This is a genomic window from Bradyrhizobium sp. 604_D8_N2_3, assembly GCF_051810765.1.
Taxonomy (GTDB): Bacteria; Pseudomonadota; Alphaproteobacteria; order Rhizobiales; family Xanthobacteraceae; genus Bradyrhizobium; species Bradyrhizobium barranii.
Genome location: NZ_JBPWPM010000001.1, coordinates 161,914 through 188,590, shown reverse-complemented (window position 1 = coordinate 188,590; position 26,677 = coordinate 161,914). Strand labels below are relative to the sequence as shown.

At 63.7% G+C, this 26,677-nt stretch carries 23 protein-coding genes and 1 tRNA gene; 12 read left to right on the top strand and 12 right to left on the bottom strand.

Translation table 11 applies throughout. From position 1 onward, the window contains the following. Positions 1 to 42: 42 nt before the first annotated feature. On the top strand, positions 43 to 318 hold the full coding sequence (locus AB7245_RS00845) for a metal-sensitive transcriptional regulator (RefSeq protein ID WP_007598521.1): 276 nt from the start codon (positions 43 to 45) through the stop codon (positions 316 to 318). A gap of 157 nt (positions 319 to 475) precedes the next feature. Here the strand turns inward: AB7245_RS00845 and AB7245_RS00840 are convergent, their stop codons facing one another. Beyond that, positions 476 to 1,447 (bottom strand): YiiX/YebB-like N1pC/P60 family cysteine hydrolase, encoded by a 972-nt coding sequence (locus AB7245_RS00840; RefSeq protein WP_063980228.1) that lies wholly within the window; start codon positions 1,445 to 1,447, stop codon positions 476 to 478. A gap of 192 nt (positions 1,448 to 1,639) precedes the next feature. Between AB7245_RS00840 and AB7245_RS00835 the strand changes: the two genes are divergently transcribed. After that, complete coding sequence (locus tag AB7245_RS00835) at positions 1,640 to 3,028, top strand: flavin monoamine oxidase family protein (RefSeq protein WP_439033825.1); 1,389 nt, start codon at positions 1,640 to 1,642, stop codon at positions 3,026 to 3,028. A gap of 179 nt (positions 3,029 to 3,207) precedes the next feature. On the opposite strand, the gene AB7245_RS00830 is transcribed toward AB7245_RS00835, so the two are convergent. From AB7245_RS00830 to pheS, 3 genes are read right to left on the bottom strand one after another with little or no spacing between them, the layout of a single operon-like run. Further along, positions 3,208 to 3,978: a sulfite exporter TauE/SafE family protein gene (locus AB7245_RS00830; RefSeq protein WP_231143742.1), complete on the bottom strand. Its 771-nt coding sequence runs from the start codon at positions 3,976 to 3,978 to the stop codon at positions 3,208 to 3,210. Then, the gene (gene pheT, locus AB7245_RS00825; protein ID WP_063980226.1) at positions 3,975 to 6,383 is read right to left on the bottom strand and encodes a phenylalanine--tRNA ligase subunit beta; all 2,409 of its coding nucleotides are present in this window, start codon (positions 6,381 to 6,383) and stop codon (positions 3,975 to 3,977) included. Before pheT ends, AB7245_RS00830 begins: the two co-directional genes overlap by 4 nt. Next, a complete protein-coding gene (gene pheS / locus AB7245_RS00820; protein WP_063980225.1) occupies positions 6,380 to 7,462 on the bottom strand; it encodes a phenylalanine--tRNA ligase subunit alpha in 1,083 nt (360 codons plus the stop codon). The genes pheT and pheS overlap by 4 nt, the downstream gene beginning before the upstream one ends. Positions 7,463 to 7,598: 136 nt before the next feature. On the opposite strand from pheS, the gene AB7245_RS00815 reads away from it, so the two are divergent. Further along, a complete protein-coding gene (locus tag AB7245_RS00815; RefSeq protein ID WP_063985967.1) occupies positions 7,599 to 8,006 on the top strand; it encodes a hypothetical protein in 408 nt (135 codons plus the stop codon). 26 nt (positions 8,007 to 8,032) lie between these two features. Here the strand turns inward: AB7245_RS00815 and rplT are convergent, their stop codons facing one another. Further along, the gene (gene rplT, locus AB7245_RS00810; protein WP_014490867.1) at positions 8,033 to 8,392 is read right to left on the bottom strand and encodes a 50S ribosomal protein L20; all 360 of its coding nucleotides are present in this window, start codon (positions 8,390 to 8,392) and stop codon (positions 8,033 to 8,035) included. A gap of 88 nt (positions 8,393 to 8,480) precedes the next feature. Beyond that, positions 8,481 to 8,681: a 50S ribosomal protein L35 gene (gene rpmI / locus AB7245_RS00805; protein ID WP_008539890.1), complete on the bottom strand. Its 201-nt coding sequence runs from the start codon at positions 8,679 to 8,681 to the stop codon at positions 8,481 to 8,483. A 271-nt stretch (positions 8,682 to 8,952) separates the two neighbouring features. On the opposite strand from rpmI, the gene AB7245_RS00800 reads away from it, so the two are divergent. Beyond that, a complete protein-coding gene (locus AB7245_RS00800; RefSeq protein ID WP_063980224.1) occupies positions 8,953 to 9,357 on the top strand; it encodes a hypothetical protein in 405 nt (134 codons plus the stop codon). A 63-nt stretch (positions 9,358 to 9,420) separates the two neighbouring features. Here the strand turns inward: AB7245_RS00800 and infC are convergent, their stop codons facing one another. After that, positions 9,421 to 9,960 (bottom strand): translation initiation factor IF-3, encoded by a 540-nt coding sequence (infC, locus tag AB7245_RS00795; RefSeq protein WP_071917037.1) that lies wholly within the window; start codon positions 9,958 to 9,960, stop codon positions 9,421 to 9,423. A gap of 248 nt (positions 9,961 to 10,208) precedes the next feature. Here infC and AB7245_RS00790 point away from each other — a divergent pair, with 248 nt between their 5' ends. After that, positions 10,209 to 10,997 (top strand): alpha/beta hydrolase, encoded by a 789-nt coding sequence (locus AB7245_RS00790; protein WP_063980222.1) that lies wholly within the window; start codon positions 10,209 to 10,211, stop codon positions 10,995 to 10,997. 150 nt (positions 10,998 to 11,147) lie between these two features. Continuing rightward, complete coding sequence (locus AB7245_RS00785; protein ID WP_014490871.1) at positions 11,148 to 11,615, top strand: nuclear transport factor 2 family protein; 468 nt, start codon at positions 11,148 to 11,150, stop codon at positions 11,613 to 11,615. A gap of 71 nt (positions 11,616 to 11,686) precedes the next feature. Here the strand turns inward: AB7245_RS00785 and AB7245_RS00780 are convergent, their stop codons facing one another. The 3 genes from AB7245_RS00780 to AB7245_RS00770 all read right to left on the bottom strand — a co-directional run bounded on the left by AB7245_RS00780 (position 11,687) and on the right by AB7245_RS00770 (position 14,502). Continuing rightward, positions 11,687 to 12,484, bottom strand: coding sequence for an acyl-CoA thioesterase domain-containing protein (locus tag AB7245_RS00780; protein ID WP_028169709.1), 798 nt, complete (start codon positions 12,482 to 12,484; stop codon positions 11,687 to 11,689). Between the two features lie 201 nt (positions 12,485 to 12,685). Next, on the bottom strand, positions 12,686 to 13,861 hold the full coding sequence (gene queG / locus AB7245_RS00775) for a tRNA epoxyqueuosine(34) reductase QueG (protein ID WP_063980221.1): 1,176 nt from the start codon (positions 13,859 to 13,861) through the stop codon (positions 12,686 to 12,688). After that, positions 13,810 to 14,502: a glutathione S-transferase family protein gene (locus AB7245_RS00770; protein ID WP_063980220.1), complete on the bottom strand. Its 693-nt coding sequence runs from the start codon at positions 14,500 to 14,502 to the stop codon at positions 13,810 to 13,812. The genes queG and AB7245_RS00770 overlap by 52 nt, the downstream gene beginning before the upstream one ends. Positions 14,503 to 14,671: 169 nt before the next feature. On the opposite strand from AB7245_RS00770, the gene AB7245_RS00765 reads away from it, so the two are divergent. The 3 genes from AB7245_RS00765 to AB7245_RS00755 all read left to right on the top strand — a co-directional run bounded on the left by AB7245_RS00765 (position 14,672) and on the right by AB7245_RS00755 (position 17,647). Further along, positions 14,672 to 15,478 carry an undecaprenyl-diphosphate phosphatase gene (locus AB7245_RS00765; protein ID WP_063980219.1) on the top strand — a complete coding sequence of 269 codons (807 nt, stop codon included), beginning with the start codon at positions 14,672 to 14,674 and terminating at the stop codon, positions 15,476 to 15,478. A gap of 99 nt (positions 15,479 to 15,577) precedes the next feature. Further along, on the top strand, positions 15,578 to 16,903 hold the full coding sequence (locus tag AB7245_RS00760; protein WP_063980218.1) for an FAD-binding oxidoreductase: 1,326 nt from the start codon (positions 15,578 to 15,580) through the stop codon (positions 16,901 to 16,903). A 3-nt stretch (positions 16,904 to 16,906) separates the two neighbouring features. Beyond that, complete coding sequence (locus tag AB7245_RS00755) at positions 16,907 to 17,647, top strand: SDR family oxidoreductase (protein WP_063980217.1); 741 nt, start codon at positions 16,907 to 16,909, stop codon at positions 17,645 to 17,647. 126 nt (positions 17,648 to 17,773) lie between these two features. Here AB7245_RS00755 and AB7245_RS00750 read toward each other — a convergent pair whose 3' ends face one another. Next, complete coding sequence (locus tag AB7245_RS00750) at positions 17,774 to 18,739, bottom strand: complex I NDUFA9 subunit family protein (RefSeq protein WP_063985966.1); 966 nt, start codon at positions 18,737 to 18,739, stop codon at positions 17,774 to 17,776. A 163-nt stretch (positions 18,740 to 18,902) separates the two neighbouring features. On the opposite strand from AB7245_RS00750, the gene AB7245_RS00745 reads away from it, so the two are divergent. Further along, positions 18,903 to 18,989 (top strand) — tRNA-Leu (locus AB7245_RS00745). Between the two features lie 130 nt (positions 18,990 to 19,119). Here AB7245_RS00745 and AB7245_RS00740 read toward each other — a convergent pair. After that, a complete protein-coding gene (locus AB7245_RS00740) occupies positions 19,120 to 20,304 on the bottom strand; it encodes a PepSY-associated TM helix domain-containing protein (protein ID WP_439033824.1) in 1,185 nt (394 codons plus the stop codon). A 577-nt stretch (positions 20,305 to 20,881) separates the two neighbouring features. On the opposite strand from AB7245_RS00740, the gene AB7245_RS00735 reads away from it, so the two are divergent. Further along, entirely contained in the window at positions 20,882 to 22,921 is a 2,040-nt protein-coding gene (locus AB7245_RS00735; RefSeq protein ID WP_199877119.1) for a TonB-dependent receptor, read from the top strand. Positions 22,922 to 23,721: 800 nt separating this feature from the next. Next, on the top strand, positions 23,722 to 26,676 hold the full coding sequence (locus tag AB7245_RS00730) for a formate dehydrogenase subunit alpha (RefSeq protein ID WP_439033823.1): 2,955 nt from the start codon (positions 23,722 to 23,724) through the stop codon (positions 26,674 to 26,676). Position 26,677 lies beyond the last annotated feature (1 nt).

Below are 26,677 nucleotides of genomic sequence, written 5' to 3'. Positions count from 1 at the left end.
TCCGGCCTTGCAACATATACCCTAGGGGGGTATATAGAGCGCATGCGCAAGGACATCAAGGCATCCGTCGGAAAACGTCTTGGCCGGATCGAGGGTCAGGTTCGCGGCCTCTCGAAGATGGTCGAGGAGGACCGCTATTGCATCGACATCGTGACGCAGATTTCGGCCGTGCGTGCCGCGCTGCGCCGGGTCGAGGAAGAGGTTCTGAAGGATCACGTCGCCCATTGCGTCGAGCACGCGATCGCGAGCGGCGACAAGGCCGATCAGCGCGAGAAGATCGCGGAGCTGATGGCGGTGATCGGGCGGGCGGAACGGTAGGCTCTCACCATCGTCATTGCGAGGAGCGCAGCGACGAAGCAATCCAGATTGCCTCCGCCGAGGGACTCTGGATTGCTTCGCTACGCTCGCAATGACGGTGGAAAGAGCGGTGCAACGTCTCTCCTGGCCTTTGCCGGAACGACGGCAGGCGCGATGCTTACGCCGCCATCTCCTGCGCGCGTCCCCGCGCGCGGTACATCGCCAGTTCGTTCAGCAGCACAAAATGCTCGGAGCAGATGGCGCCCATCTCCGCGGGCTGCGCGCTCACTTCTTCAGCCGGAACTTCAGTCGGCGCTTCTTCGTCAACCGTCTCAGGAACGAGCGGCGGCGCACTGAGCGTTTCTGGAAACACACTGAATGTGCCCGCTACCTCCTCGAGCGGCTTCTGCTTGTCGGCCCAGTGCAGCGCGGTGTAGTCGAAGCCGTGCACGATGGTGGGTTTGACGACTTCGAAATAGGGCGAGATGTCGAAGTCGCGGGGCATGTAGAGCGAGGAATCGCGGATGTGCAGGATCTCGCGGCGGGCGGCGCGGCTGCCGGCCTTGGTGATCTTCGGCAGGATCGGATAGCGCACGGCATCGAAGGCCTGCGCGATCAGCGCCGAGCAGATGATTTTTGTCGGATCGCCCGAGCCGATCGAGATCATGCGCCGCCGCCAGCGTTGCGGGATCGGCAGCGGGAACAGGAAGCGCATCAGGTCGACGATGTTCTTGGTGTCGTAGCCGAAGCCGATGCGGTTGATCGCATAGCGGCAGACCGTGGTGCGGTCCTCATAGGACAGCCCGACCGGGCGGCAGACACGGGTGTGATACGGGAAATATTTCGACAGCGGCGCCGAGGTGACGCCCTCGCCGATATTGGCCTCGATCAGCACATGCGGCTCGCCATTGGGCTCCGTGGCGCCCTCGACCGGACCAACATAGAGCGCGGCATGGGACCAGGTCGATTGCGTCAGATATTTGATGATGCCGGAGATGCGGTTGTTGCCCTCGACTAGCAGCACGTCGCCGGGCTCGATGACGCCGCGCAGGTGCTCCGGGTCGCTCGGCGTGAACGGCTCGTAGCCCGGCACCTCCTTCGAGAGGTACGCGGCAATCAGCTTGCCGACTGAGTCCAGAACCGTCCCCATTTCAAACTCCCCCCACGGCCTTTTCCGGCCGTCTTTTTCCCTTCTCTATCATGGTCGAAACGTGTTGCAATTCGGTTCATCACTCTGTGAGATCAAGCACGATTGATTCACCATGATGGTTGCCGTGCGACACCAGATGCAGCAAGGTTCGCGGGCTGTTCCCGTTCGCCGCAAGTTCCCGGAAACCATGACATGACAATCACGCGCCGCAGCTTCCTATCGGCGTCGGCGGCTCTTGCCGCGATGCCGGTCCTGCGCGCGACTGCCGCACCCCTGCCGCGCGAGGCCGACATCGTCGTGATCGGTGCGGGAGCGGCCGGAATTGCCGCGGCGCGGCGCATCATGGCGGCCAACCGCAAGGTCGTGGTCGTGGAAGCGGCATCCCAGATCGGCGGCCGCTGCGTCACGGACAGCACGACCTTCGACGTGCCGTTCGATCGCGGCGCGCGCTGGATGCACAATCCCGAGACCAATCCGATGATCCGGCTGGCGCGCAGTGCCGGGCTCGACGTCCTGCCGGCACCGACTGGCCAGAAGATGCGTATCGGCCGCCGCAATGCGCGCGCGGGCGAGACCGAACAGTTCCTGGCGGCGCTGGTGCGCGCCAACCGCGCCATCGACGAGGCCGGACGCGGCAAGCTCGATACGGCCTGCGCCTCGGTGCTGCCGAAGGATCTCGGTGACTGGGCCGGTGCGGCCGAATTCGTGCTCGGTGCGAGCTTTGCGGGCAAAGACCTCAAGGAGCTGTCGGCGATCGACAAGGCGCGTGCGCAGGACCGCAACACCGCGATCGCCTGCCGCCAGGGCCTGGGGACCCTGATCACCAGGCTCGGCGAACAGGCGCCGGTGGCGCTGGCGACGCCGGTGAGCAGGATTGTCTGGAGCAATCGCGATGTCAGCGTGGAGACGCCATCCGGCAGGATCGCCGCACGCGCCGCCATCGTCACGGTCTCGACCAACGTGCTGACGTCGGGCGCGATCAAGTTCGGGCCTGATATTCCCAAGCGCACGCTCGATGCGGCGTCGAAGCTCACGCTCGGCAGCTACGATCGCATTGTGCTGCAACTGCCGGGTAATCCGCTGGGGCTCTCGCGCGACGACATCCTCATCGAGCAGAGCAATTCGACGCGCACGGCGCTGATGCTCGCCAATATCGGCGGCTCTTCACTGTGTTCGATCGATGTCGGCGGCTCGTTCGGCCGCGATCTCTCCGAGCAGGGCGAGAAGGCGATGGTCGCCTTCGCCAGGGAATGGATCACGAAGCTGTTCGGCAGCGAGGCGGCGGCCGCCGTGCAGAAGACCACCGCGACGCGCTGGAACGCCTCGCCCTTCGTGATGGGCGCGATGTCGGCGGCCTCGCCCGGCGGGCAGCTCTCGCGAAAAATCCTGACCGAGCCGATCGGCAACATGTTTCTCGCCGGCGAAGCCACGCACGAGACGCTGTGGGGCACCGTCGACGGCGCCTGGGAAAGCGGTGAGCGCGCAGCCGATGTGGCCTTGCGCAAGATCGGCGCGCTCAAGGACGAGTCGGCCGACGTGCCGACGCAGTCGACGAAGAAGCGCCGCGCGCCTCGACAGTAGGACAATTAAGTCGCCAAACACTCCGCTGTCGTCCCTGCGAACGCAGGGGACCCATAACCACAGGGAGTGGTTTGGCGAAAGCTAGCAGTTAGGGGTCCTTGGTCGGTACTGCCACCTGCGCTTATCGACAAATCACACGGTATGGGTCCCTGCTTTCGCAGGGACGACCGCGGAGATTGTTACCGCAAAATCCCGTCCAGCACCGGCAGCCCCGCGATCACCGCCATCGCGATCAGACCGTAGCAAATCGCGCGAAACACTTTTTCGCTGGCGCGGCCGAACAGCGACGCACCGAACGCGACGCCGATCGCATAGACCGGGCCGACGATCAGCGACAGCACCAGCGATTCGCGTGAGATCAGGCCGGTCGTCGCGTAGCTGACCATCGAGAAGAAATCCGACGCGCCGAAGAACAGCACGATATTGGCGCGCGCGACGATCGGCGCGATGGGGCGGCCGAGCCAGTAGCCGACGATCGGCGGGCCGCCGGTCTGCGCCAGACCGCTACAGAAGCCCGAGAGGCCGCCGATGCCGACCGAGAGCCAGGCGTGGTCCTTGCCGCGATAGCGCCAGCCGGACAGCAGCAGCAGCAACAGCGCAGCGACGAAGCAGGAGATGATCCAGCGCGTGGTGACGGGCTCGAGCACGCTGAGGAAATAGGTGCCCACCGGCACGCCGACCAGCGCGCCCAGCACGATTACCGCGGTGGCCTTGCGGTCCGCCTTCCGCCACGCGTCGGGCAGCAGCGGCAGGGCCGCGACGAAATCGATCACCAGGAGCAGCGCGGCAACGAGACGCGGCGCCGCGATGCTGCTCGCCAGCGGCATGAAGATCAGCGCCGAGCCGAAGCCGGAGAAGCCGCGCGCGGTGCCCGAAACGAAAGCGACGGCGCAGAGCGCCATCGCAACGGTGAGGCTGACGTCCTTCGGAAGAACATCCGCAAGGGTCATCCGCGCAAGACGCCGCCGGTCTTCTTCGTGACTTCCGCCACGATCTTCCCGGCGACGGCCTCGATCTCCTGATCGGTCAGCGTCTTCTCGCGCGGCTGGATCGTCACGGCGATCGCGATCGACTTCTTGCCGTCATCGATGCCCTTGCCCTCGTAGACGTCGAAGACATTCACGCCGGTGATCAGCTTCTTGTCGACGCCTTGCGCGGCGCGAACGATGTCGCCGGCCTTGATGGTGCGGTCGACGATGAAGGCGAAATCGCGCGACACCGGCTGGAAGGCCGACAGCTCGATCACGGGCTTGGCGCGGGTCGGCTTCTTCTTCGCCTCGGGGATGCGGTCGAGGATCACCTCGAACACCATCAGCGGGCCGTCGGCGCCGAGCGCCTCGAGCGCGCTCGGATGCATCTCGCCGAAATAGCCGAGCACGTTCTGCGGGCCGATCTGGATCGTGCCGGAACGCCCCGGATGCAACCAGGCTGGTCCGCCCGCGACGATCTGCAGCGCCTGCATCGGTGCACCGGCAACGGCAAGCACCGCGAGCGCGTCGGCCTTGGCGTCGAACAATTCGGCCTGCGCCGAACCCGACCAGTGCCGTCCCAGACCTTCGGACGAAGCAAAGCCGCGCCGAACGCCGCTGGCCGCCATGAACTGATCCTGCGGGCGGTCGCCCTTGAACAGCTGGCCGACCTCGAACAGCGCGACATCGCCGAAGCCGCGATCGGCGTTGGCCTGCGCCGCCGCGATCAGGCCCGCCAACAGGGTCGGCCGCATGTCGGAGAGATCCGAGGCGATCGGGTTGGCCACTTCGAGCTCGCGCTGGCCGCCGCCGAACAGGGTTGCCGCAGACTTCGTGATGAAGGACCAGGTCACCGCTTCGATGATGCCGCGGCTCGCGAGTGCGCGCCTGGCGCGACGGGTGCGGAGCTGCAGCGGCGTCAGCACCGGCTTGCGCGCGTCCTCGCCGCGCTCGAACGGCGTCATCGGCACCTTGTCGACGCCGTAGATGCGCACGATCTCTTCGACGATGTCGGCCTTGCCATGCACATCGGTGCGCCACGAGGGCACCGCGATCTTCACCACCGGACCCGGGCCGGCCATCATGAAGCCGAGATGGGTCAGGATGCGCTTCATCTCCGGCTGCGGCACCTCGATGCCGGAGAGCCGCTTGACCTCGGTAACAGGAAAATCGATCACCCGGTCGTCGCCGAAGGCCTTTCCGACCACGACGTTCTCGGACGGCGCGCCGCCGCATATTTCCATCACGAGCTTGGTGGCGAGCTCCAGTCCCGGCACCATGAAGGCCGGATCGACGCCGCGCTCGAAGCGGTAGCGCGCGTCCGAATTGATGCCGAGCTTGCGCCCGGTCTGGGCGATGTTGATCTCGTTCCACAGCGCCGATTCGATCAGCACGTCGGTGGTGTTCTCGTCGCAGCCCGAGGCTTCGCCGCCCATGATGCCGGCGAGCGATTCGACGCCGTGCTCGTCCGCGATCACGCAGATGGCGGGATCGAGATTGTAGGTGCGGCCGTCGAGCGCCAGCAGCGTCTCGCCGTCGCGGGCGCGGCGCACCACGAGATTGCCCTTCACCTTCTTGGCGTCGAACACGTGCAGCGGGCGCGCGCGGTCGTAGGTCATGAAGTTGGTGATGTCGACCAGCGCATTGATCGGACGCAGCCCGATCGCGGTCAGCCGCTTCTGCAGCCATTCCGGCGACGGCCCGTTCTTCACCCCGCGCACCAGGCGCAACGCGAAGCCCGGACACAGCGTGGCGTCCTCGACCGCGACCTTCACGGGGCACGGGAATTCACCCTTGATCGGCTTGATCGTGGGGTCCTTGAACTTGCCCATGTCGGCCGCGGCAAGATCGCGGGCGATGCCGTGCACGCCGGTGCAGTCCTGTCGGTTCGGCGTCAGATTGATCTCGACCACGGGATCGCCGAGGCCCGCCCATGCGGCGTATGCCGCGCCGATCGGCGCATCCGCCGGCAGCTCCATGATGCCGTCATGGTCGTTGGAGATCTGGAGTTCGGCCGCCGAGCACAGCATGCCGCGGCTCTCGACGCCGCGGATGGTGCCGACACCGAGCGTGATGTCCTTGCCGGGAATGTAGGTGCCCGGAGGCGAGAACACGCTGACCAGGCCCGTGCGCGCATTCGGCGCGCCGCACACGACCTGCACCGGTGCGCCACCATCGCCGGTGTCGACCATGCAGACGCGCAGGCGATCTGCATTCGGATGCTGCTCGGCCGAGATCACCTTCGCGATGGTGAACGGCTTCAGCGCCTTCGCCTTGTCCTCGATGTTCTCGACCTCGAGCCCGATCATAGTGAGCTTGTCGGCGAGCTTTTCCAGGGGCTCGTCGGTGTCGAGATGATCCTTCAGCCAGGAGAGGGTGAATTTCACGAGCTCAGTCCTCCCGCAAGCGTCGGCAGTTCGAGCGGCTTGAAGCCGTAATGGGACAGCCAGCGGACGTCGCTGTCGAACAGCTGGCGCAAATCGGCGATGCCGTATTTCAGCATGGCGATGCGGTCGATACCCATGCCCCAGGCAAAGCCCTGGTACTCGTCGGGATCGATGCCGCAGGCGCGTAGCACGTTCGGATGCACCATGCCGCAGCCGAGAATCTCGAGCCAGTCCTCGCCCTCGCCGAAGCGGATCTCGCCCTTGTCGCGGCGGCACTGGATGTCGACTTCCAGCGACGGCTCGGTGAACGGGAAGAACGACGGCCGGAAGCGCATGTTGATGTGATCGACCTCGAAGAACGCCTTGCAGAACTCGTGCAGGATCCATTTGAGGTGGCCGAGATGCGAGTGCTTGTCGATGACGAGGCCTTCGACCTGGTGGAATTGCGGCGTGTGGGTCGCGTCCGAATCGATGCGGTAGGTGCGGCCCGGGCAGATCACGCGGATCGGCGGCTTCTGGCTCAGCATGGTGCGCACCTGCACCGGCGAGGTGTGGGTTCGCAGCAGCATGCGCGAGCCGTCCTCCTTCGGATGGAAGAAGAAGGTGTCGTGCATCTCGCGGGCGGGATGGCCTTCCGGGAAATTCAGCTTGGTGAAGTTGTAGTCGTCGGTCTCGATGTCGGGGCCTTCCGCGACCGAGAATCCCATGTCGGCGAAGATCGTCGTCAACTCGTCCCAGACCTGGCTCAGCGGATGGATGCGGCCGGCTTCAGTCGGCGCATCGCGCAGCGGCAGGGTGACGTCGATGGTCTCGGATGCGAGCCGCGCATCGAGCGCCGCCGACTTCAGCACGTCGCGCCGCGCGGCGAGGGCCTGGGTGACCTCGTCCTTGGCCTGGTTGATCGCGGCGCCTTGCGTCTTGCGCTCGTCCGGCGACATCTTGCCGAGCGTCGCAAGCAAGGCGGAGATCGAGCCCTTCTTGCCGAGGGACGCGACGCGGACGGCTTCGAGGGCGGCTTCGTCCCCGGCAGCACTGATCTGCGCGAGGATGGATTGGACGAGACTGGCGAGGTCGGACACGGTCGGATCCTTTCAAAACGCTGCCGGTTGTGGCCGCAGCCGGGCCGGAACGTCAAGCCGTATAGCCGTCGTAAATGCAGGGCATTTGAACCCTATAGGCATGGCTGGCACCAACCTGAAGTCGAGGGAGAAGACGATGCGTTTACGATCCTGGGTGGTCGGCTTGAGCTTGGTTCTTTTGGGGAGCGCGGCTCACGCCGCGGAGGAATGCCCGGCCAAATCGACGTCGATGGATGACATCATCGCGGTCCTGAACGCGGCGCCGAGCTGCGACCGTGCCATGACGCTGTTCGATGCTTGCGCATACGGCGCCAGCGGCGACGTGCAATTCGGCGAAGCGGTCGAGAAGAAGTGCGAGGCCGATTTTGTCGGCCGGCTGAGAACGCCGCAGAAGCTCAGCTATCAGCGCGAGTTGCGGGTCTGCGACCGGAAGTACCGGAACAAGTCCGGCACCATGTATATCTCGGCCACGGCCTTCTGCCGGGCGGAGGTCGCCCAGCGTTACTCGCGACGTGCGCTGAAGGCCGGCGGAGCCGGCCATTAGTGCTGGGCTTGCTCTGAAGCAGCCGCTTAGGCGGCCAGCGCAGCCTTGGCCTTCTCGGCGATCGCCTGGAACGACGCAGGCTCGTGGATCGCGAGATCCGACAGCACCTTGCGGTCCACGGTGATGCCCGACTTGGCGAGACCGTCGATAAATCGGCTGTAGGTCAGGCCGAACGGACGCACAGCGGCGTTGAGACGCTGGATCCAGAGCGCGCGGAAAGTCCGCTTCTTGCGCTTGCGATCACGGAACGCGTACTGCTGGGCCTTTTCTACGGCCGGCTTGGCGGCGCGGATGGTGTTCTTGCGGCGGCCATAGAAACCCTTGGCGGCCTTGTAGACTTTCTTGTGCTTGGCGTGGGCGGTCACACCGCGTTTGACGCGAGACATGACAAAATCCTTCAGAGATGACTTGGTTTTCGGATCGCCGCGCGAGCGCGGCGGAGGTGGCAATGATCTTCGACGATCTTGGACGCGATCAGGCGTTCGGCAAGAAGTACTTCTTGACGTTGTCGCCGTCGGTCTTGAACAGCACGCGAGTGCCGCGCAGCTGACGGATCTGCTTCTTCGTCCGCTTGATCATGCCGTGACGCTTGCCGCGCTGGGCGTGCATCACTTTGCCGGTGGCAGTCACCTTGAAGCGCTTTTTAGCGCCCGATTTGGTCTTCAGCTTGGGCATTTGGCTCTCCTAATGGCCACAGAAACCCGCCCGCGAAGGCGGCTGGCCGTCAAAAATGCTCGTTAGAGCGTTGATTGTGCTCAGGTTTTACGAACAAGCGCGAAACCCGCACGGACACCGCCACGGCAGCCCTTAATCAGCCGGGCGATGAAGGCTGGGCTTATGACAGAGGACAAGCCAAATGGCAACGCTGAACCGCCGAAACCTGCCCGGCGACTATTCGAAGTTACCACCCATATGTCCAAGCCATGTCGCCTGGAGCAAGACCAAAATGGCCCATTTTCCCCGATCGCTTTCGTCCTTGACGGACCTCGCCCGCCCGCGCCGCCTGGCGCTGCTTGCCGTGCTGGCCACGGCCGTGCTGCCCTCGACCGCCGACGCCCGTATCGGCAGCTATGACGGCATCTGGAATGTCACTTTCGCCACCACGCGGGGCAATTGCAGTTCCGGTTACAGCGTCCCCTTCACCGTCACCGGCGGCCGGGTGTCATCCGCCGGCGGCGGCCGGGTCTCCGGCACGGTTCGTCGCGGCGGCGCCGTCGCGGTCCAGGTCTCGGTCGGCGCGTCCCACGCCAGTGGAGGCGGCCGGCTCGGCGGGGTGGCCGGTGCAGGCTCCTGGAACGGCATCATTTCCGGCGACCGGTGCAGCGGCATCTGGCATGCGACCCGGTCCTGATACACAAACGGCCCGCCGGAAATCCGGACGGGCCGTTGAACTCTCAGTCCTGAAAAACGGACGTCAGCGCGGCGCCAGCACCATGACGACCTGACGGCCCTCGAACCTGGCATCCTGCTCGACCTTGGCGAGCTCGGCGACGTCGTTCTTGATCTTGTCCAGAAGCTTGGTGCCGATCTCCTGGTGCGCCATTTCGCGGCCGCGATAGCGCAGCGTGATCTTGACCTTGTCGCCTTCTTCGAAGAACCGCTGCATCGCGCGCATCTTCACGTCGTAATCGTGGTCGTCGATCATCGGGCGGAGCTTGATCTCCTTGATCTCGACGATCTTCTGCCGCTTGCGGGCTTCGGCGGCCTTTTTCTGGGCGGAATACTTGTACTTCCCGTAGTCCATGATCTTGCAGACGGGAGGGCTGACATTCGGCGAAATCTCGACCAGATCCATGCCAGCTTCCTGGGCCATACGGATGGCCATGACGGTTTCGACCGTGCCCTTGTTGTCACCGGTCTGATCGATCAGCTGGATTTGCGCATTGCGAATATCATCATTGATGCGCGGCCCGTCTTTGCTGGCAACGGGCGGGGCTTTATTGGGACGGCGAATGGGTGGTTCTCCAAAATTGTGAAAGAGGCGGCTAGTCTGAAGGAAGATGCGTTTGCCGGCAAGCAAGTCGCGTGCGGGAGGCGAAAAAGCCTCAAATGCGAGGCATTTTGGTCACGCCCATGGGCACGCTGCAGGACATAGACACCTTGCTTCTGTTCCGCAAGCGTCCCAAAGGGCAATAGCGATGCTGGGCTGGGCCTCGGAACGCATCCAGACAGCTCAAACCGAACAACCAGAGTAAACGTTCCATGAGCAATGCAATTCCCGAAGCCGTGCTCGGCTTCATCGATGTGGGCGAGGGACCGTCCGCACGCAGGATCGCGGTGCGCAGCCGCGCCGGTCGCGGACCCGGACTGGTCTGGCTCGGCGGGTTCAAGTCGGACATGCAGGGCAGCAAGGCCGTGGCGCTGGATGCCTGGGCCGCGGACCACGGCCGCGCCGCGGTCCGGTTCGACTACTCCGGCCATGGCGAATCCGGCGGCGAGTTCGCCGATGGAACCATCGGAAGCTGGCTCGAGGACAGCGTGGCGGTGTTCGAGCGGTTCTGCGACGGCCCGCAGGTTCTGATCGGTTCCTCCATGGGCGGCTGGATGGCGCTGCTGCTCGCGCGCGAGATCAGGAAGCGGGCCAGTAAAGCGTCGCTTGCGGGCCTGGTGCTGATCGCGCCGGCGCCCGACTTCACCGAGGAGCTGATGTGGAAGAATTTTTCGCCTGCGGTGAAGAAAGAAATCGAGACCAAGGGCTTCTGGCTGCGGCCGTCGGACTATGGCGATGGCTCGCCCTATCCGATCACGCGGAATCTGATCGAGGAGGGCCGCAATCATTTGCTGCTCGGCAGCGCCATCGATCTCGGCTGTCCCGTCCGCATCCTCCAGGGCGCGCAGGATCCGGATGTGCCCTGGCAGCACGCATTCGCGCTGACGCATCGCCTGCCGGCCGACGACGTCGTGCTTACCATGATCCAGGACGGCGATCACCGCCTCTCCCGTCCGCAAGATATCGCCCGCATTCTTGCCGCGGTGGCCGAGATCGGGTGAGACTGCCGCCCAACATTCGGTGTCATCGCCCGACTTGATCGGGCGATCCAGTATTCCAGAGGCCATCGTGCTTTAGCCGAGAAGCCGCGGCGTACTGGATGCCCCGGTCAAGCCGGGGCATGACGAAGAGCGAGAATGGGAGAAATGCCAATGACCGCCACTGCCATGCTGCGCACCTTTTGCGACGCCGTCGAACAGCGTAACGGAAAAGCCTTCGCGGATCTCTTCACCGAGGACGGCGTCTATCACGACGTCTTCTACGGCGCCTTCGAAGGCCGCGAAAAGATCGCAGCGATGGTCGACGACTGGTTCTATCGCACGGCGACCGATTTCCGCTGGGACATGCATGATCCCGTCACCGACGGCACCACGCTCTATGCGCGCTACACCTTCAGCTATCGCTCGACCTTGGCCGAAGCGAACGGCGCGCGGGCGATGTTCGAGGGCGTCGCGATCATGACGCTGCGCGACGGCAGGATCGTGAGCTATCACGAGGTCGCCAACACCGCGCCGGCGTTCGTCGATCTGAAGTTTGCGCCGGAACGGATTGCGAAGATCGTCGGCAAGCAGGGTGCTGAGCTGAAAGCGCGGCCGGAGATGAAGCGGCATCTGGCGTAGCCGCGCGGCCCCTCTCCTCTTGTCATTCCGGGGCGTGCCACTTGGCGCGCGCCCCGGAATGACAGTAACGACTACCGCTTCGACGGATTCGCCATCGGCTTGCGCTGCGCCAGTGCTGCGACCGTGGCGGTGCCGATCGGGCCTTGCTCGTCGTAGAGCCAGCATTCGCCGATCGCGACACCATCGGTCGCCTGGTGATTGACCACGTCGAAGCCGATCCAGTTCGTCACTGGCAGCCGATGCAGATAGATCGTGACGTCGCTGTTGATGTAGCCGAGCCCCTTGTCGCCGGCGTTGGCAAAGGGGCTGGCGAAATCGGCGCCGACAGCGACATGGACGAACGGCGTCATCGGCACGCCGGCCACGAGCTCGCGCACCTCGCTCATCCAGAGCCGGCGCGGACCGAGCGAGCCCATATGGCCGACGATCGGCCGCGTCGTCCATTTGCCGTTCATGCCGAGCCTGGGATCGGTGGGCTTGGGAATGTCGTCCGGCTTCGGCACGTCCCAGTTCGGCGGCGACCAGACGTTGCCGTCCGGATTCTGCGTTTTGCGCAGCAGCTGGCACGAGGCACGCGCCATGCTGACGCCGCCGGAGACAAATTCGGCCTCGACCACGCGAATGCGTAGTCCGTCGCGCACCAGCCGCGTCGTCACCTCGATCGGCTTGTCGATGGTCGGCAGCCGAAACATGTCGACCGTGAGCCGCGCCGGGACGAATTCCGGGCCGGAATGGCGCTCCTCGATGGCGAAGCCGAGCAGGCCGACGATGACGCGTCCGTGCAGCGATTTCGGATCCCAGGGACCGTTGGCCACTTCCGTCGGATGGAATGTATCGCCGTCGCGGGTGAAGAAAGGCATGTTTGTCATGACGCGCGACTTTGAGGAAACGCGTGAGGAAATCAAGGTCCCCCAATCCTCAGGGTGAGGAGGCGCGAAGCGCTCTCATCACAACAACGGTGTCATCGCCCGGCTTGACCGGGCGATCCAGTACTCCGAGACGATTGTGGTTCAATCGAGAGGCCGCGGCGTACTGGATGCCCCGGTCAAGCCGGGGCATGACACCGAGAATTAGGAAGCGGCCTGCCACTCTTCACGCACGCTGTCGTCGTGCTCGTTGCTCGCCGTGGCAAACCTCATCGCCTCAAACTCTCCGCGCGACACCAGCTGCTCCAGCGCCCACACCGCAGCGCCACGCACCAAAGCGCTCTCATCGCCGAGCAATCGCCGCGCCTCCTCCGCCAGCATCGCCTCACCGGAGTTACCAATCGCGATCAGCACGTTCCGCAAAAACCGGTCGCGGCCGATGCGCTTCACCGGCGACTTCGTGAACAGCGCGCGAAACGATGCATCGTCGAGCCGTGCGAGTTCGGCGAGCGACGGCGCGCGCAATTCGTCGCGCGCGGCGAGCTTTGCCTCGCGTCCCTCCTGCGCGAACTTGTTCCAGGGACACGCTGCAAGGCAATCGTCGCAGCCATAGATGCGGTTGCCGATGGCCTTGCGAAACTCGCGCGGGATCGGTCCCTTGTTCTCGATGGTCAGATACGAGATGCAGCGCCGCGCATCGAGCTTGTAGGGCGCCGGAAACGCCGACGTCGGGCAGATGTCGAGGCACGCCTGGCATGAGCCGCAATGATCGATCTCGGCGTCGTCGCGCGGCAGCTCGAGCGTCGTGTAGATCGCGCCGAGGAATAGCCAGGAGCCGAACTCGCGCGAGACGAGATTGGTGTGCTTGCCCTGCCAGCCCAGATGCGCGGCTTGCGCCAACGGCTTCTCCATCACCGCCGCGGTGTCGACGAACACCTTTACGTCCGATGGCGCGGTCGCGACCAGCCAGCGCGCCAGCGCCTTCAGGCGCTTCTTGATGAGATCGTGGTAGTCGTCGCCCTGCGCATAGACCGAGATCGCCGCGCGCGTGCGCTGCTGCAGGATCGCGAGCGGATCCTGGTCGGGCCCGTAATTGACGCCGAGCATGATGACGCTGCGCACGTCCTGCCATAGCCCGCGTGGATCGACGCGGCGCTCGGGGTGTGCTGCAAGCCAGTCCATGTCGCCATGGCCGCCCGAGGCGATGAATTCGAGAAAATGCTTTCCGGCGTTTTCGATCGTGCCGGATGCGGTGATGCCGATGCAGTCGAAGCCGAGCGCGCGTGCCTCGTTTGCAAGCGCCGCCTTCAATTCGGTCGGATCCGAGTTCAGAAGTCGAGGTCCACGTAGGTCCGCGATGCCGGCACGCCCGCCAGCCATTCGCTCAGCAGCGGACGGAACGACGGGCGGGATTTCACCCGCGCGTACCACGCCTTTGCTGCGTCGTCCTCGCTCCATGGCACGTCGCCCAGATAGTCGATCGCCGAGAGATGCGCCGCGGCGGCGAGGTCCGCGTAGGTGAGCCGGTCGCCGGCGAGGAAGTTCCGCGTCTGCGCCAGCCAGCCGATATAGGCCAGATGATAGCGCACGTTGGCCTTGGCGGCTCGCATCACGTCGGCCGAGGGTGCGCCGCCGCCGTTCTCCTCGCTCATGAAGCGCTTGTAGATGCGCTCGGTGACCAGAGGATGCGAGACCTCCTCGAAGAATTTTTCGTTGAACCAGGCCATCAGCCGGCGCACCTCGACGCGCTCGGCGACCGTTTCCGGCATCAGGCGCTTCGGTCCCATGTCGGCGCCGTAGGCCTCATCGACATATTCGGCGATGATCGCGGCGCCCGGTATGGGCGATTGTTCCTTGTCCACCAGGACGGGCGTGGTGCCGGCCGCATTGAGCAGCAGAAATGCCTCGCGCCGCTCCCAGCTGCGTTCTTCGACCAGCCGCAATTCGAGCCCGTATTCTCCCGCGATCAGGCGGATGAAACGCGAATGCGGGCAGAACGGATGATGAAACAGCGTAAACATGAAGCCTTTGACTATTTGATGGTGATTAAGAATCCATCAATGTTTGTGCGGCGCCACACTAGTCCTTCAAAACCGCGAGGCAAGGGCGTGACGTCGCATTTTGCGATTGCGAGAGCAGGACGAATAGGCGAGAAGAGCCCCGCTTTTCCAGCGGAAATGGACCGTAAATATGTCAGACGCAATACGGGCAGTGATCCTCGGCATCATCGAGGGTGTGACCGAGTTCCTTCCCGTGTCCTCGACCGGCCACCTTCTGCTCGCGGAGCGCTTCTTCCATCTCGGCGAAGGCGCCTTCTGGGATTCGTTTACCGTTCTGATCCAGCTTGGTGCGATCCTCGCGATCGTCGTGCTGTACTTCAAGAAATTGTGGGACGTCGCGATCGGTATGTTCACCGGCGACGCCTATGCGCGCCGCTTCGTGATCGGCGTGCTGGTGGCGTTCCTGCCCGCGGTCATCGTCGGTCTCGTCGCCGGCAAATACATCAAGAGCCTGCTGTTCAATCCGTGGGTCGTGTGCTTCTCGCTGATCGTCGGCGGCGCCATCCTGCTGTGGGTCGATCGGCTCGATCTCAAGGCGCGCGAGCATGACGCCACCCGCTTTCCGCTGCTGATGTATCTCTATATCGGCATCGCGCAGTGCATCGCGATGATCCCGGGCGTGTCGCGCTCCGGCGCCAGCATCGTCGCCGCGATGTTTCTGGGCGCCGACAAGCGCGCGGCGGCGGAGTTCTCGTTCTTCCTCGCCATCCCCACCATGATCGGCGCGTTCGCCTACGATTTCTACAAGAACCGCTCCGAGATGACGATGGACCACATGGGCATCGTCGCGATCGGTTTCGTGGTGTCGTTCATCACCGCGATCATCGTCGTGAAGACTTTCTTGAGCTACGTCACCCGCCACGGCTTCGCGGTGTTTGCCTGGTGGCGCGTGATCGTCGGCACGCTCGGCCTGATCGCGCTGGCGCTCGGCCGTTAACCTCTCGAAAACTCACTGACGCGCCTCAACGCAATATAAGCTTTTGATCGGTAGGCAGTTTCCAGAGCAGGGCGGCGCGCCCGGCACAGGAGCTGAACTATGACCCTCGTCAGCGGCTGGGGGCGTTTCCCGGTCGTCGATAGCGAGCTGCTGCGGCCGCGGTCGTTCGAGGCCGTGGGCGAAGCCGTGGTGACGGGCTCCGTGGCCAGGGGCAACGGCCGCGCCTATGGCGATGCCGCGATCGGCGCCGCAAGGACCATCGCGATGACGGGGTTCGACCGGGTCCGGTCGTTCGATCCCGTGACCGGACGCATCCGGCTCGAAGCCGGCGTGCTGCTGTCGGACCTGATCGACACTTTTGGCCCGCGCGGCTTCCTGCCCTTCGTCGTGCCGGGTACGCGCTTCGTCTCGGTTGGCGGCGCCATTGCCGCCGATGTCCACGGCAAGAACCATCATTGTGAGGGTGGTTTCGGCCGCTATGTCGACAGCATCCTGCTGCGCACCGGGCAGGGCGAGACCATCGAGGCCTCGCGCGAACAGAATTCCGATGCCTTCTTCGCGACCGTCGGCGGAATGGGCCTCACCGGGGTGATCCTCGAGGCGACGATGCGGCTACGACCGGTCGAAACGGGGTGGATCCGCGAGCGGGTGATCTCCGCATCCGATCTCGATGCCGCGATGCGCGCGCTCGATGCGGGCGATTCCGCGACCTATTCGGTGGCCTGGATCGATTGTGCCGCACGCGGCAGCGATCTCGGCCGCTCGCTGATCTATCTCGGCGAGCACGCAAGGACGGGCGAGATTGCCGACGGCGCCGGTGCATTTCCCGCCGGCAAAAATCCCGGCCTCGCGGTGCCCGTCGACCTGCCGTCGATGACGCTGAACCGCTACAGCATCCGCGCCTTCAACGAGCTCTACTACCGCATGGGCGCGCGGCGCGCCGGCGCCAGCCATGTGGTCTCGCTCTATCCGTATTTCTTCCCGCTCGACAGCATCAGTGACTGGAACCGCATCTACGGCCGGCGCGGTTTTCTCCAGCATCAATGCGTGATCCCGGAGCTGGGCGCCCGCGCCGTGCTCGGCGAGATCCTCGATCGCGTCGCCCGGCGCGGCGATGCCTCCTTCCTCGCGGTGCTCAAGAAACTCGGCCAGGGCGACGGCATCCTGTCGTTCCCACTGCCCGGCTACACGCTGGCGCTGGATTTCCCGGTGAAGGGCGACATCCTGAATTTCCTCGACGAGATCGACCGCCTGGTCGTCGCCGCCGGCGGCCGGCTTTATCTGGCCAAGGATGCACGCCAGTCGCGCGCCACGTTCGAAGCTGGCTATCCGGCCTTGCGGCGCTTCAACGCAATCCGCAAATCGCTCGATCCCGCCGGGACCATCCGCTCAAAACTTTCACAACGCCTGTTCGATGAGGTTTAAGCCGTGACGTCACGCAAGTCCGCAATTGTGCTCGGTGGCTCCTCCGATATCGGCCGCGCCGCCGCGCGCGCCTTTGCCAAGGCCGGATACGATGTCGCCCTCGCGGGCCGTGACGTCGCCGCACTCGAGCCTGACGCCGCCGATCTGCGCGCGCGCTACAATGTCGAGGTTGGCCTCCACACATTCGATGTGCTCGATACCGCTTCGTTCGAGGGTTTTGTGAGCGGCCTTCCTGCGTTGCCTGATGTCGTTGTCTCGATCGTCGGCCTACTGGGCGTGCAGCAAAATGCCGAGAGCGATCTCGCGCACGCCACCACGATCATGCGCTCGAACTACGAGGGCCCGTCGCTGATCCTCGGCCTGTTCGCAGAGAAATTTTTGGCGCGCGGCAGTGGTACGCTCGTCGGCGTCTCGTCCGTCGCCGGCGATCGCGGCCGTGCCTCCAATTATGTCTACGGATCGGCCAAGGCAGGCTTCTCCGCCTTCCTGTCGGGCCTGCGCGCCCGCGCCAGCCGCGACGGCGTCCATGTCGTCACCGTAAAACCCGGCTTCGTCCGCACGAAAATGACGGAAGGCATGAAGCTGATCGGCCCGCTCACCGTCGAGGCGCCGGTCGTCGGCGATGCGATCCTCAACGCCGTCGAGAAGAAGACCGACGTCGTCTATGTCAGCGGCAAATGGCGTCTCGTGATGCTGATCATCAAGACGCTGCCGGAAGCGGTGTTCAAGAAGCTGAAGTTTTGAGGCGGTTGCGACCCACACCACAGTCTCGTCACGCCCGGCCTTGTGCCGGGCATCCACGTTCTTGGTGGCCGCGGTGAGAAAGACGTGGATGGCCGGGTCAAGCCCGGCCATGACGCTGCGGAAACCTCAAACGCTCATTCGCTGGAACTGCCCGGCCGCGCGAAAACGCCAGAGATATTGCGGGGCGATGGCCTCCAGCGAATCCGCGGCAATGCCGAGGCCTTCCAGCGTCAGCCCCGCCGCCTTGGCCGCCTCCGACACGACATTGTCGTGCTCGAGCAGCGTAACCTGGTCCGGCGTAAGCTTCAGCGCACCCGGCGCGAATTGCAGGAAGTTGGCCTGGAAGCGAGCAAGGCCGAACGACAGCGGGACCAGCGCCCGCTTGCGGTCGGTGATGGCCAAAATGGCCTCGATGATCTCGCGCATGGTCAGCACTTCCGGCCCGCCGAGCTCGTAGGTCGCGCCCGCCTTGGCCTTGCCGTCGACGGCATCCGCGATCGCGGTGGCGACGTCGCCGACATAGACCGGCTGCATCCTGGTCTCGGCGCCGATCAGCGGCAGCACCGGCGACATCCGCGCCAGCGCGGCAAAACGGTTGGTGAACTGGTCCTCGGGGCCGAACATCACGGAGGGACGGAAGATGGTGGCCGAGGGCACCGCGGCCAGCACAGCCGCTTCGCCGGCCGCCTTGGCCTTGGCATAGCGCGAGGGCGATTCCGCATCGGCGCCGATCGCGGAGACATGCACCAGGCGTGCCCCGGCGGCGGCCGCCGCCTTGGCGACGGTCTCGGCGCCCCTGGCCTGGACGGCGTCGAAGCTCTGCGCGCCGCCCTCGGTGAGGATGCCGACCAGATTGATCACGACATGCGAATCACGCAGCGCCGCCTCGACCGAGGCCGGATAGCGCAGATTCGCCTGCACGGTGTGGACCTGCCCGACCTTGCCGGACGGCTGGAGGTACCCGGCCAGTTCCGGCCGCCGCACCGCGACGCGGACCCGGTAGTCCCGCCGGCACAGCGCGCGGACGACATTCCGGCCCAAAAACCCCGATCCGCCGAAAACCGTGACGAGAGTTTCCAGATTCGATGCCATGGGATCCATTCCTGGGGTCCATTCCTGCGGAAAGAGTGCGTGTTATCAGGCTTGTATCGGGCCGGTTTGCGATGCGCAATCCGCATCCCCGCGCAGGTGCCAAGCAGCATTTGACAACCGCGTCACCGAACCGTAGTAACCGCCTCCGTGCCCCAAACGGCATGCCCAGGTGGTGGAATTGGTAGACGCGCTGGCTTCAGGTGCCAGTGGCTTAACGGCCGTGAAGGTTCGAGTCCTTTCCTGGGCACCATACAATTCTGGAAAATGAGCAATTCCAGTTAGTTGAGCCCCATCTGCGTGCTTGGACGGCTCCCTTGGCCACGGGTGGTTTGGCTCCTTGGCTTGCAAGAATGCGCTCGCCGTGTCGGCACCGGCGCTTCCTATTTCGCAGAGCGTTTGCGCTGGATGCGACCGCCCGGTTTGCTGGCCCACAAATACAAACCGCTCACCAGCACCATGATCGTCACGATGTCGAAAAACGCCCAGACGAGCTTGGGCGCCAGGCCGGGAAACGTCGTCGGAAAATGCAACGGCTCGGCGATCAGCAGCGCCTTCGTGACACCCGTCGGCTCGAATACATCAGACACGCCACCGGTATGGGCGTCGATGAGCACCGCGTAGAAGAGCTCCTGTGTCATCATTTGTCCGTCCTTCATCAGAACCACGTAGTGGTTGGACGGACTGATCTCAGCGTTCGGGAACAACAACGACATCACTCGCGCTGCTGGCACCTTGCCGCGGGCAGCAGCGATCGCAGCTTCGATTGACCCAGGCCGATCGACTTCTTCCATACGCCCTGCCTGTGTCATGACGACCCGCCGCCGAATCTCGTCGGACATGGCTGTCCTTACCGAAGTGGAAACGGGGCCATGCAGGGTGTTGATTGCTCCGGTCGTGGCAACGAGGAGCAGCCATGCCATCGTAATGATGCCCGTCAGATTGTGCAGGTCGAGCCACAATAGTTTTCGGCTCTTGTTCGTGCGAACCGTGCCAAATCCAAATCGGCGGACGAATGGCGGATAGAGTATCAAGCCCGAGACGACAGAGGCGATGACGACGAGTGCCGTGCCGGCAAGGAACAAGCCGCCGGGCAGCCCCAGATACAAATCCGCGTGCAGCGTGTGCAGGAATTGCATCACGGGACTACGCCGTTGCGGCATCGTTGTGAGCTGACCGGTGCGAAGGTTGATCGCCTCGCGGTGTATCCGAGTGGGTCCGGCATCCGGGGTTGGCGCCGAGCGCGTCTCCACGATCGGCCACCGCTTTGCAAATTCGAGTGAGATCATCGTATCGCCGGGGTGTCGCGCCAGCGCTGCCGAGACGATGGAATCAAGCGTTGGCGCGCCCTTGCTTTCCGGGACTTCGGCCAACATTCCCGATGAACCAAACGCCTCGTCGATCTCCTTTTGGAATATCAGCGGCAAGCCCGTCAGGGAGAGGATCAGCAGGAACAGCGTCGAGATGATGCTCGTCCAGCGGTGGATGCCGGCCCACGTCCGCAGCGATCGCATGTTGGGTCGCTTCCGCGCGGCGGTACGCGACGCATTTACCAGTAGCGATGTCATGTCGGGTCTTGAGTCCCCAGCAATTGCGCGTCTGTGACAATTGACCGCGGTGGTTTCGCGCGGTCTGCCTCATGGCTCGTCGCGATCACATCCGGCGCGTTGCGGTCTTACGAATTTTTTCGAATCGTGCGTTCGGGCGGCAGCAAAAGGCTTTCGCGCTTACCAACAATCGATGCGATGTGAAATCGAAACGTAGAGCGGCGCGCCAGGATCACCTGGAAGCTTAGACGCCTTCTAGTTGGCATGGATTTTCCCGAATGCTTAGTCGCTCTCGTCCCAAGCGATTCGTGTCTGGGACGGGGCATCAAGAAGAAAAGACTCCGGGGACTGCATGCTTAACGACGTGACCTTCTCGCGCGCATTCGGGCTTGCGTGCGTGTCAGTGTTTTTGACCACGACCTCATCCGTCGCACAGCAATCGGGCCGCCAACAATCGGCGACGTCCGGACAGTCACTCCCTCCCGTGACCGTCGTCGCGCCTGAGCAGCGAGCCTCTCCCGCGCGGCGACAGCGGTCATCCAATACATCGCGCGCTGCGACGACGCGGCGGGCAGAGCGACGTGAGAACGCGCCAGTGATGAGCGCGCCTGCCACGCTTGGAGCAAAACAGGCAGCGTTGCCGGTGCCGTATGTTGGAGGGCAAGTCGCAAGGGGCGGACAGGTCGGCCTCCTCGGCAACAGGGATTATATGGAAACGCCATATAGCCTCACGAGCTACACTGAAAAGACCATCCGCGATCAGCAGGCGACCAGTGTCGCCGAGGTCCTGACCAATTCCGATTCGTCGGTACGGGCGGCGATCGGTAGCAGCAATCGCTATGACGCGCTGACCATTCGCGGCTTCCGGGTCGAGAACAGCGAGATCGCGCTGAATGGGCTGTACGGCCTCGTGCCGGCTTACCGGATCAACCCTGCGCCGATCGAGCGCATCGAGCTGCTCAAGGGACCCGGGGCGTTCCTCAATGGCATGGCTCCGTCCGGCAGCATCGGCGGCAGCGTCAATGTCGTGACCAAACGGGCAAACGAGGACCTGACGCGTCTGACTGCCGGCTACATCTCGAATGCGCGGTTTGGCACGGAGATCGACGTGGCGCGCCGTTACGGCGAGCAGCGGGAATGGGGCGTTCGTTTCAACGGCGGGATCGATGGCGGCAATACGACGATCGACCGTCAGTCGGTACGCGACGGAGTCGGTTCGCTTGGCGTTGACTATCGGGGCGAGCGCTTCAGGTGGTCCGCCGATGTCATCTATCAGGACGACTGGATGAAAGCGGCAGCTCGCGGCTACACGCCCGTCACTGGCATCGCGGTGCCGAACGCTCCGGACCCCCGCATCAACCTCGCCCAGCCGTTCGACTATGCCCGCGCGAAGAGCCTCACCGGGCTTACGCGCGCCGAATATGATGTGTCGAATAATGTCACCGTGTTCGGCGCAATCGGCGCCAACCAATTCACCTTCGACAAGCAGGAAGCCCCCGGCGCCACCATTCTAAACACGGCAGGCGATGCCCTCTCGACCTCTCGCTTCCAGACCGGCAAAAACGACGGCGTATCGGGCGAAGCCGGCGTGCGGGCGCGTTTCGACACAGGTCCGGTCGGTCATGAGGTCGTTGTCAGCGGCAGTGCCTTGAACCGCACTGACTGGCTCGGTCAGACCAATTACGGAAACTATCTTACCAACATCTACACGCCGAACCTGCTGGCGAGTCCGGGCACCCCGCTGTCTTCATTCCCTGAGGGGAAGTCGGCCTTCCTTGGTCTGAGAAGTGTCGGCGTCGCCGATACGCTCTCGATGATGAACGGGATGCTTCAGGTGATCGTCGGAGCGCGACAGCAGCAGGTTATCGCGAACAGCTATGCCCCCGTGAGCGGCCTGGAAGCGACCCACTACGATCAGAGCGCCACGTCGCCTTCCGTGGCGCTGGTGGTTCGGCCGATCAAGGAGCTGTCCTTCTACGCCAACTACATCGAAGGCCTCACGCCTGGACCAACGCCGCCGTCCGGCGCCGCCAACACCAATGCGGTGTTCGCGCCCTTCAAGACAAAGCAGTATGAAGTCGGAACCAAGCTTGATCTCGGAGGCTTCGGCGCGAGCCTCGCGGCATTCCAGATCAGCCTGCCGAGCGGCGCGACCGATCCGGTTACCAGGATCTTCAGTCTCGATGGTGAGCAAAGGAACCGGGGCATCGAGTTCAATACGTTCGGTGAAGTCGGGCCCGGGATCCGCGTCCTGGGAGGGGTGACTTACCTCGACGCGCGGCTGACAAAGACTGAAGGGCACCTCCATGATGGCAACCGTGCCATCGGCGCTCCGGAATGGCAGAGCAATCTCGGTGTCGAGTGGGACACTCCGTTCCTGCCCGGGCTGACTACGACGGCGCGTACCATCTACACCAGCCAGGCCTATGTCAGTGCTGACAACATCCAAAGTGTTCCGGCCTGGATGACGTTCGACATTGGTGCACGTTACGCAACCCAACTGGCGGGACGACCCACCACGTTCCGTGCTTCTCTCACCAACCTCTTCGACAAACGCTATTGGATCGGCAATCCGACCGGTTATGTGATCAGCGGCATGCCGCGTACGTTGTGGTTATCAATGACGGTTGACTTCTGACGCTGCCAGAGAGGCGCATCGTCCTGCGCCAAGCGCGTCACCGAACCATGGTAACCGCCTCCGTGCCCCAAACGGCGCGCAGGTGGGTGGAATTGGTAGACGCTCTGGCTTCAGGTGCCTTCGCGGCCGTGAAGGTTCGAGTCCTTTCCGGGGCGCCAGCTTTTTCTGGATACCCAGCATTTCCAGATAGATAAATCGCATCCTTGTGTTGCGTGATCTCAAACGCGCAACGAAGGGGCGCGGCCCCGCCGACCCGACGCGGATTTCCGCGATCGCTCACGATGTCGACGTATCATTCGTATCGATCGCGAGTCCGTCACTCGCGACGCGTGTGACGTCACCCGTCCGGCAATCATCTGCTCGATGTTTCGGCGTTTCCAATTCGCACGACAATCTGCGGAGCCGAACGGCTGATAACAATGATGTTGACGGCGATTGACCGCTTGTTGCGGTAACACGAGCAGCAAAGCTGCGTGCACGGCTGCTCCTGCAGATTATGCAACGCAGGTCTGTGATTGATGTCCGGCGCAAAACTCGGATAGCCTTCGGGAAGGCCTGACCCCGACAGGGAGTGTGCTTCGTTGAAGAATGATCAAGCGCCAAAGCTTCTTCGACGTGACTTGCTTCGGCTGACGATTGTCGGTGCCGGTGCGTTGGGTGCCGGCCAATTGTTGCCGGCAGCGGCTTCCGCAAAGCCCGTTGATCTCGATCAGAAGCGGAAGGCTCGCTATCGACCTGACTCCCGGGAAGTCAGGAATTTCTACCGCGTCAACAGCTATCCCGCTCGATAGGAGACTTCCGTGCTGATCAGGAAGTCCGAACGTCGTCCGGAGCGTGCCAGGCTTTTCGATGCGGCGGCCGACGAAGCATCGGCGAAACTGGACCGGCGGACGTTCCTGAAGCGCTCGGGAGTCACGGCTGGCGCGTTGGCCGCGGTGGGTGAGATCGCGCTGCACAGCGTGCGCAAGGCCGAAGCCGGTCCGCCGCCACCCGTCGGCGCAACGGTCACGACCCGCAAGAACGTCTGCACGCACTGCTCGGTCGGTTGCTCGGTGATCGCCAAGGTCGCCAACGGCGTATGGATCGGGCAGGAGCCCGACTACGACAGTCCGATTAATCGCGGCTCGCATTGCTGCAAGGGTGCGGCAGTTCGCGACGACGTGTTGAACGAACGACGCCTGCGTTACCCCGTAAAGCTCGTCAACGGACAGTGGACGCGCATCTCCTGGGAGACGGCGATCGACGAGATCGGCGACAAGCTGCTGGATATCCGCCAGAAGGCGGGGCCCGACTCGGTCTATTGGCTTGGCTCCGCCAAGTTCACCAACGAGGCCGCTTATCTCAATCGCAAGCTTGCGGCGTTTTGGGGCACCAATAATTCCGATCATCAGGCGCGGATCTGCCACTCCACGACGGTCACCGGTGTAGCCAATACCTGGGGCTACGGCGCGATGACCAACAGCTACAACGACATCCGCAACGCCAAGACCATCCTGCTGATGGGTGGCAATCCGGCCGAGGCCCATCCGGTTTCGCTGCAGCACATTCTTGAAGGCAAGGAGCTCAACCGCGCCAACATGATCGTGGTCGATCCCCGGATGACGCGGACCGCTGCGCACGCGACCGAATATGTCCGGGTTCGCCCCGGCACGCATATCGCCACGATCTACGGCATGCTGTGGCACATTTTCGAGAATGGCTGGGAGGACAAGGAATTCCTCGCTCAGCGCGTCTATGGCCTGGATGAGGTCCGGAAGCAGGTTGCGAAGTGGCCGCCCAAGGAGGTCGAGCGCGTGACCGGCCTGCCGGAGGCGCAGGTCAAGCACGTCGCCGAACTGTTCGCCAAACAGAAGCCGTCCACCCTGATCTGGGCGATGGGGCAGACCCAGTTCACCACCGGCACCGCCAATGTCCGCGCCAGCTGCCTGTTGCTGCTCGCCACCGGCAACATGGGGCTGCCCGGCGCAGGCGCCAACATTTTCCGCGGCCACACCAACGTGCAGGGTGCAACCGATCTCGGTCTCGATGTCACCTCGCTGCCGCTGTACTACGGTCTTGCCGAGGAGGCCTGGCGGCATTGGTGCCGGGTATGGGAGGTCGACTACGACTGGATGAAGTCGCGCTTCCCCGACAAGAAGCTGATGGAAACGCCTGGCATTCCCAGCACGCGCTGGTTCGACGCAACCCTGCTCCCGAAGAATCAGATCAGCCAGCCCAATCCGGTGCAGGCCATGTTCATCATGGGCCATGGCGTCAACACCATCACGCGGATGCCGGAAGCGGTGAAGGGCATCGAGAAGCTGGAGTTGCTGGTGGTCTGCGATCCCTATCCGACCGCATGGTCGGTGCTGTCGGAGCGCAAGAACGGCACTTACCTCCTGCCGGCCTGTACGAGCTTCGAGATGGAAGGTTCGCGCACCAACTCCAACCGCTCCCTGCAATGGGGCGAAAAGATCGTCGATCCGGTCTTCGAATCGAAGAACGACTACGACACCATGTACCTGTTCGCCCGCAAATTCGGATTTGCCGACCTGATGTTCAAGAACATCAAGGTCGAGAACGGCGCGGTCTCGGCGGAGGACATCCTGCGCGAGATCAACCGCGGCGGCTGGTCGACGGGCTATTGCGGCCAGTCGCCGGAGCGGCTCAAGGCCCACATGAGAAACCAGCATAAGTTCGACCTGGTGACGCTGCGGGCGCCGAAGGATGATCCGGAGGTTGGTGGAGATTATTACGGCCTGCCATGGCCGTGCTGGGGCACGCCCGAGTACAGGCATCCGGGCACGCCGATCCTCTACAATACCAACCTTCCGGTGAAGGAGGGCGGCGGTACCTTCCGCGCGCGGTTCGGAGTCGAGCGCGTCGTGAAGCGCAAGGTGATGGAGAACGGGCAGGAGGTGGAGCGGGAAGATCACGATAATCTTCTTGCCGAAGGCTCGTACTCCGTTGGTTCGGAGATCAAGGACGGTTATCCCGAGTTCACCCTTGGCGTGCTGAACAAACTCGGCTGGGACAAGGACCTCACGACGCAAGAACGCGAGGTGATCGAGCGCATCAATCCGGCCGATCCCGACAAGGTGTCATGGTCGACCGATCTTTCCGGCGGCATCCAGCGGGTCGCGATCGAACACGGGTGTTCGCCTTACGGAAACGCCAAGGCACGCATGATTGCGTGGAATCTTCCCGATCCGGTTCCGGTGCATCGCGAGCCGATCTACACGCCGCGTCCCGACCTCGTCGCCGACTATCCGACCTTGCCGGACGCGAAGCAATTCCGCGTGCCCAATATCGGCTTCTCCGTGCAGAAGGCGGCCGTCGATCGCGCGATCTCGAAGCAGTTCCCGCTGATCCTGAGCTCGGGCCGTCTGGTTGAATACGAAGGCGGTGGCGAGGAAACGCGGTCCAACAGATGGCTCGCCGAACTGAAGCAGCACATGTACGTCGAGATCAACCCGGCGGACGCAGCCGAGCGCGGCATCGTCGATGGCGGCTGGGTTTGGGTGACCGGTGCAGAGAACAGCTCGCGGGCCCGGATGAAGGCGCAGGTGACTGAACGCGTCGGCAAGGGCGTTGCCTGGATGCCGTTCCATTTCGCCGGCTGGTACGAGGGAACCGACCTTCGGGCGAAATATCCAACGGGGGCCGATCCCATCGTGCTCGGCGAGAGCAACAACACGCTGACGACCTATGGCTATGATCCTGCCACCGGCATGCAGGAGCCGAAAGCCACGCTGTGTCAGATCAGGGCCGCATGAG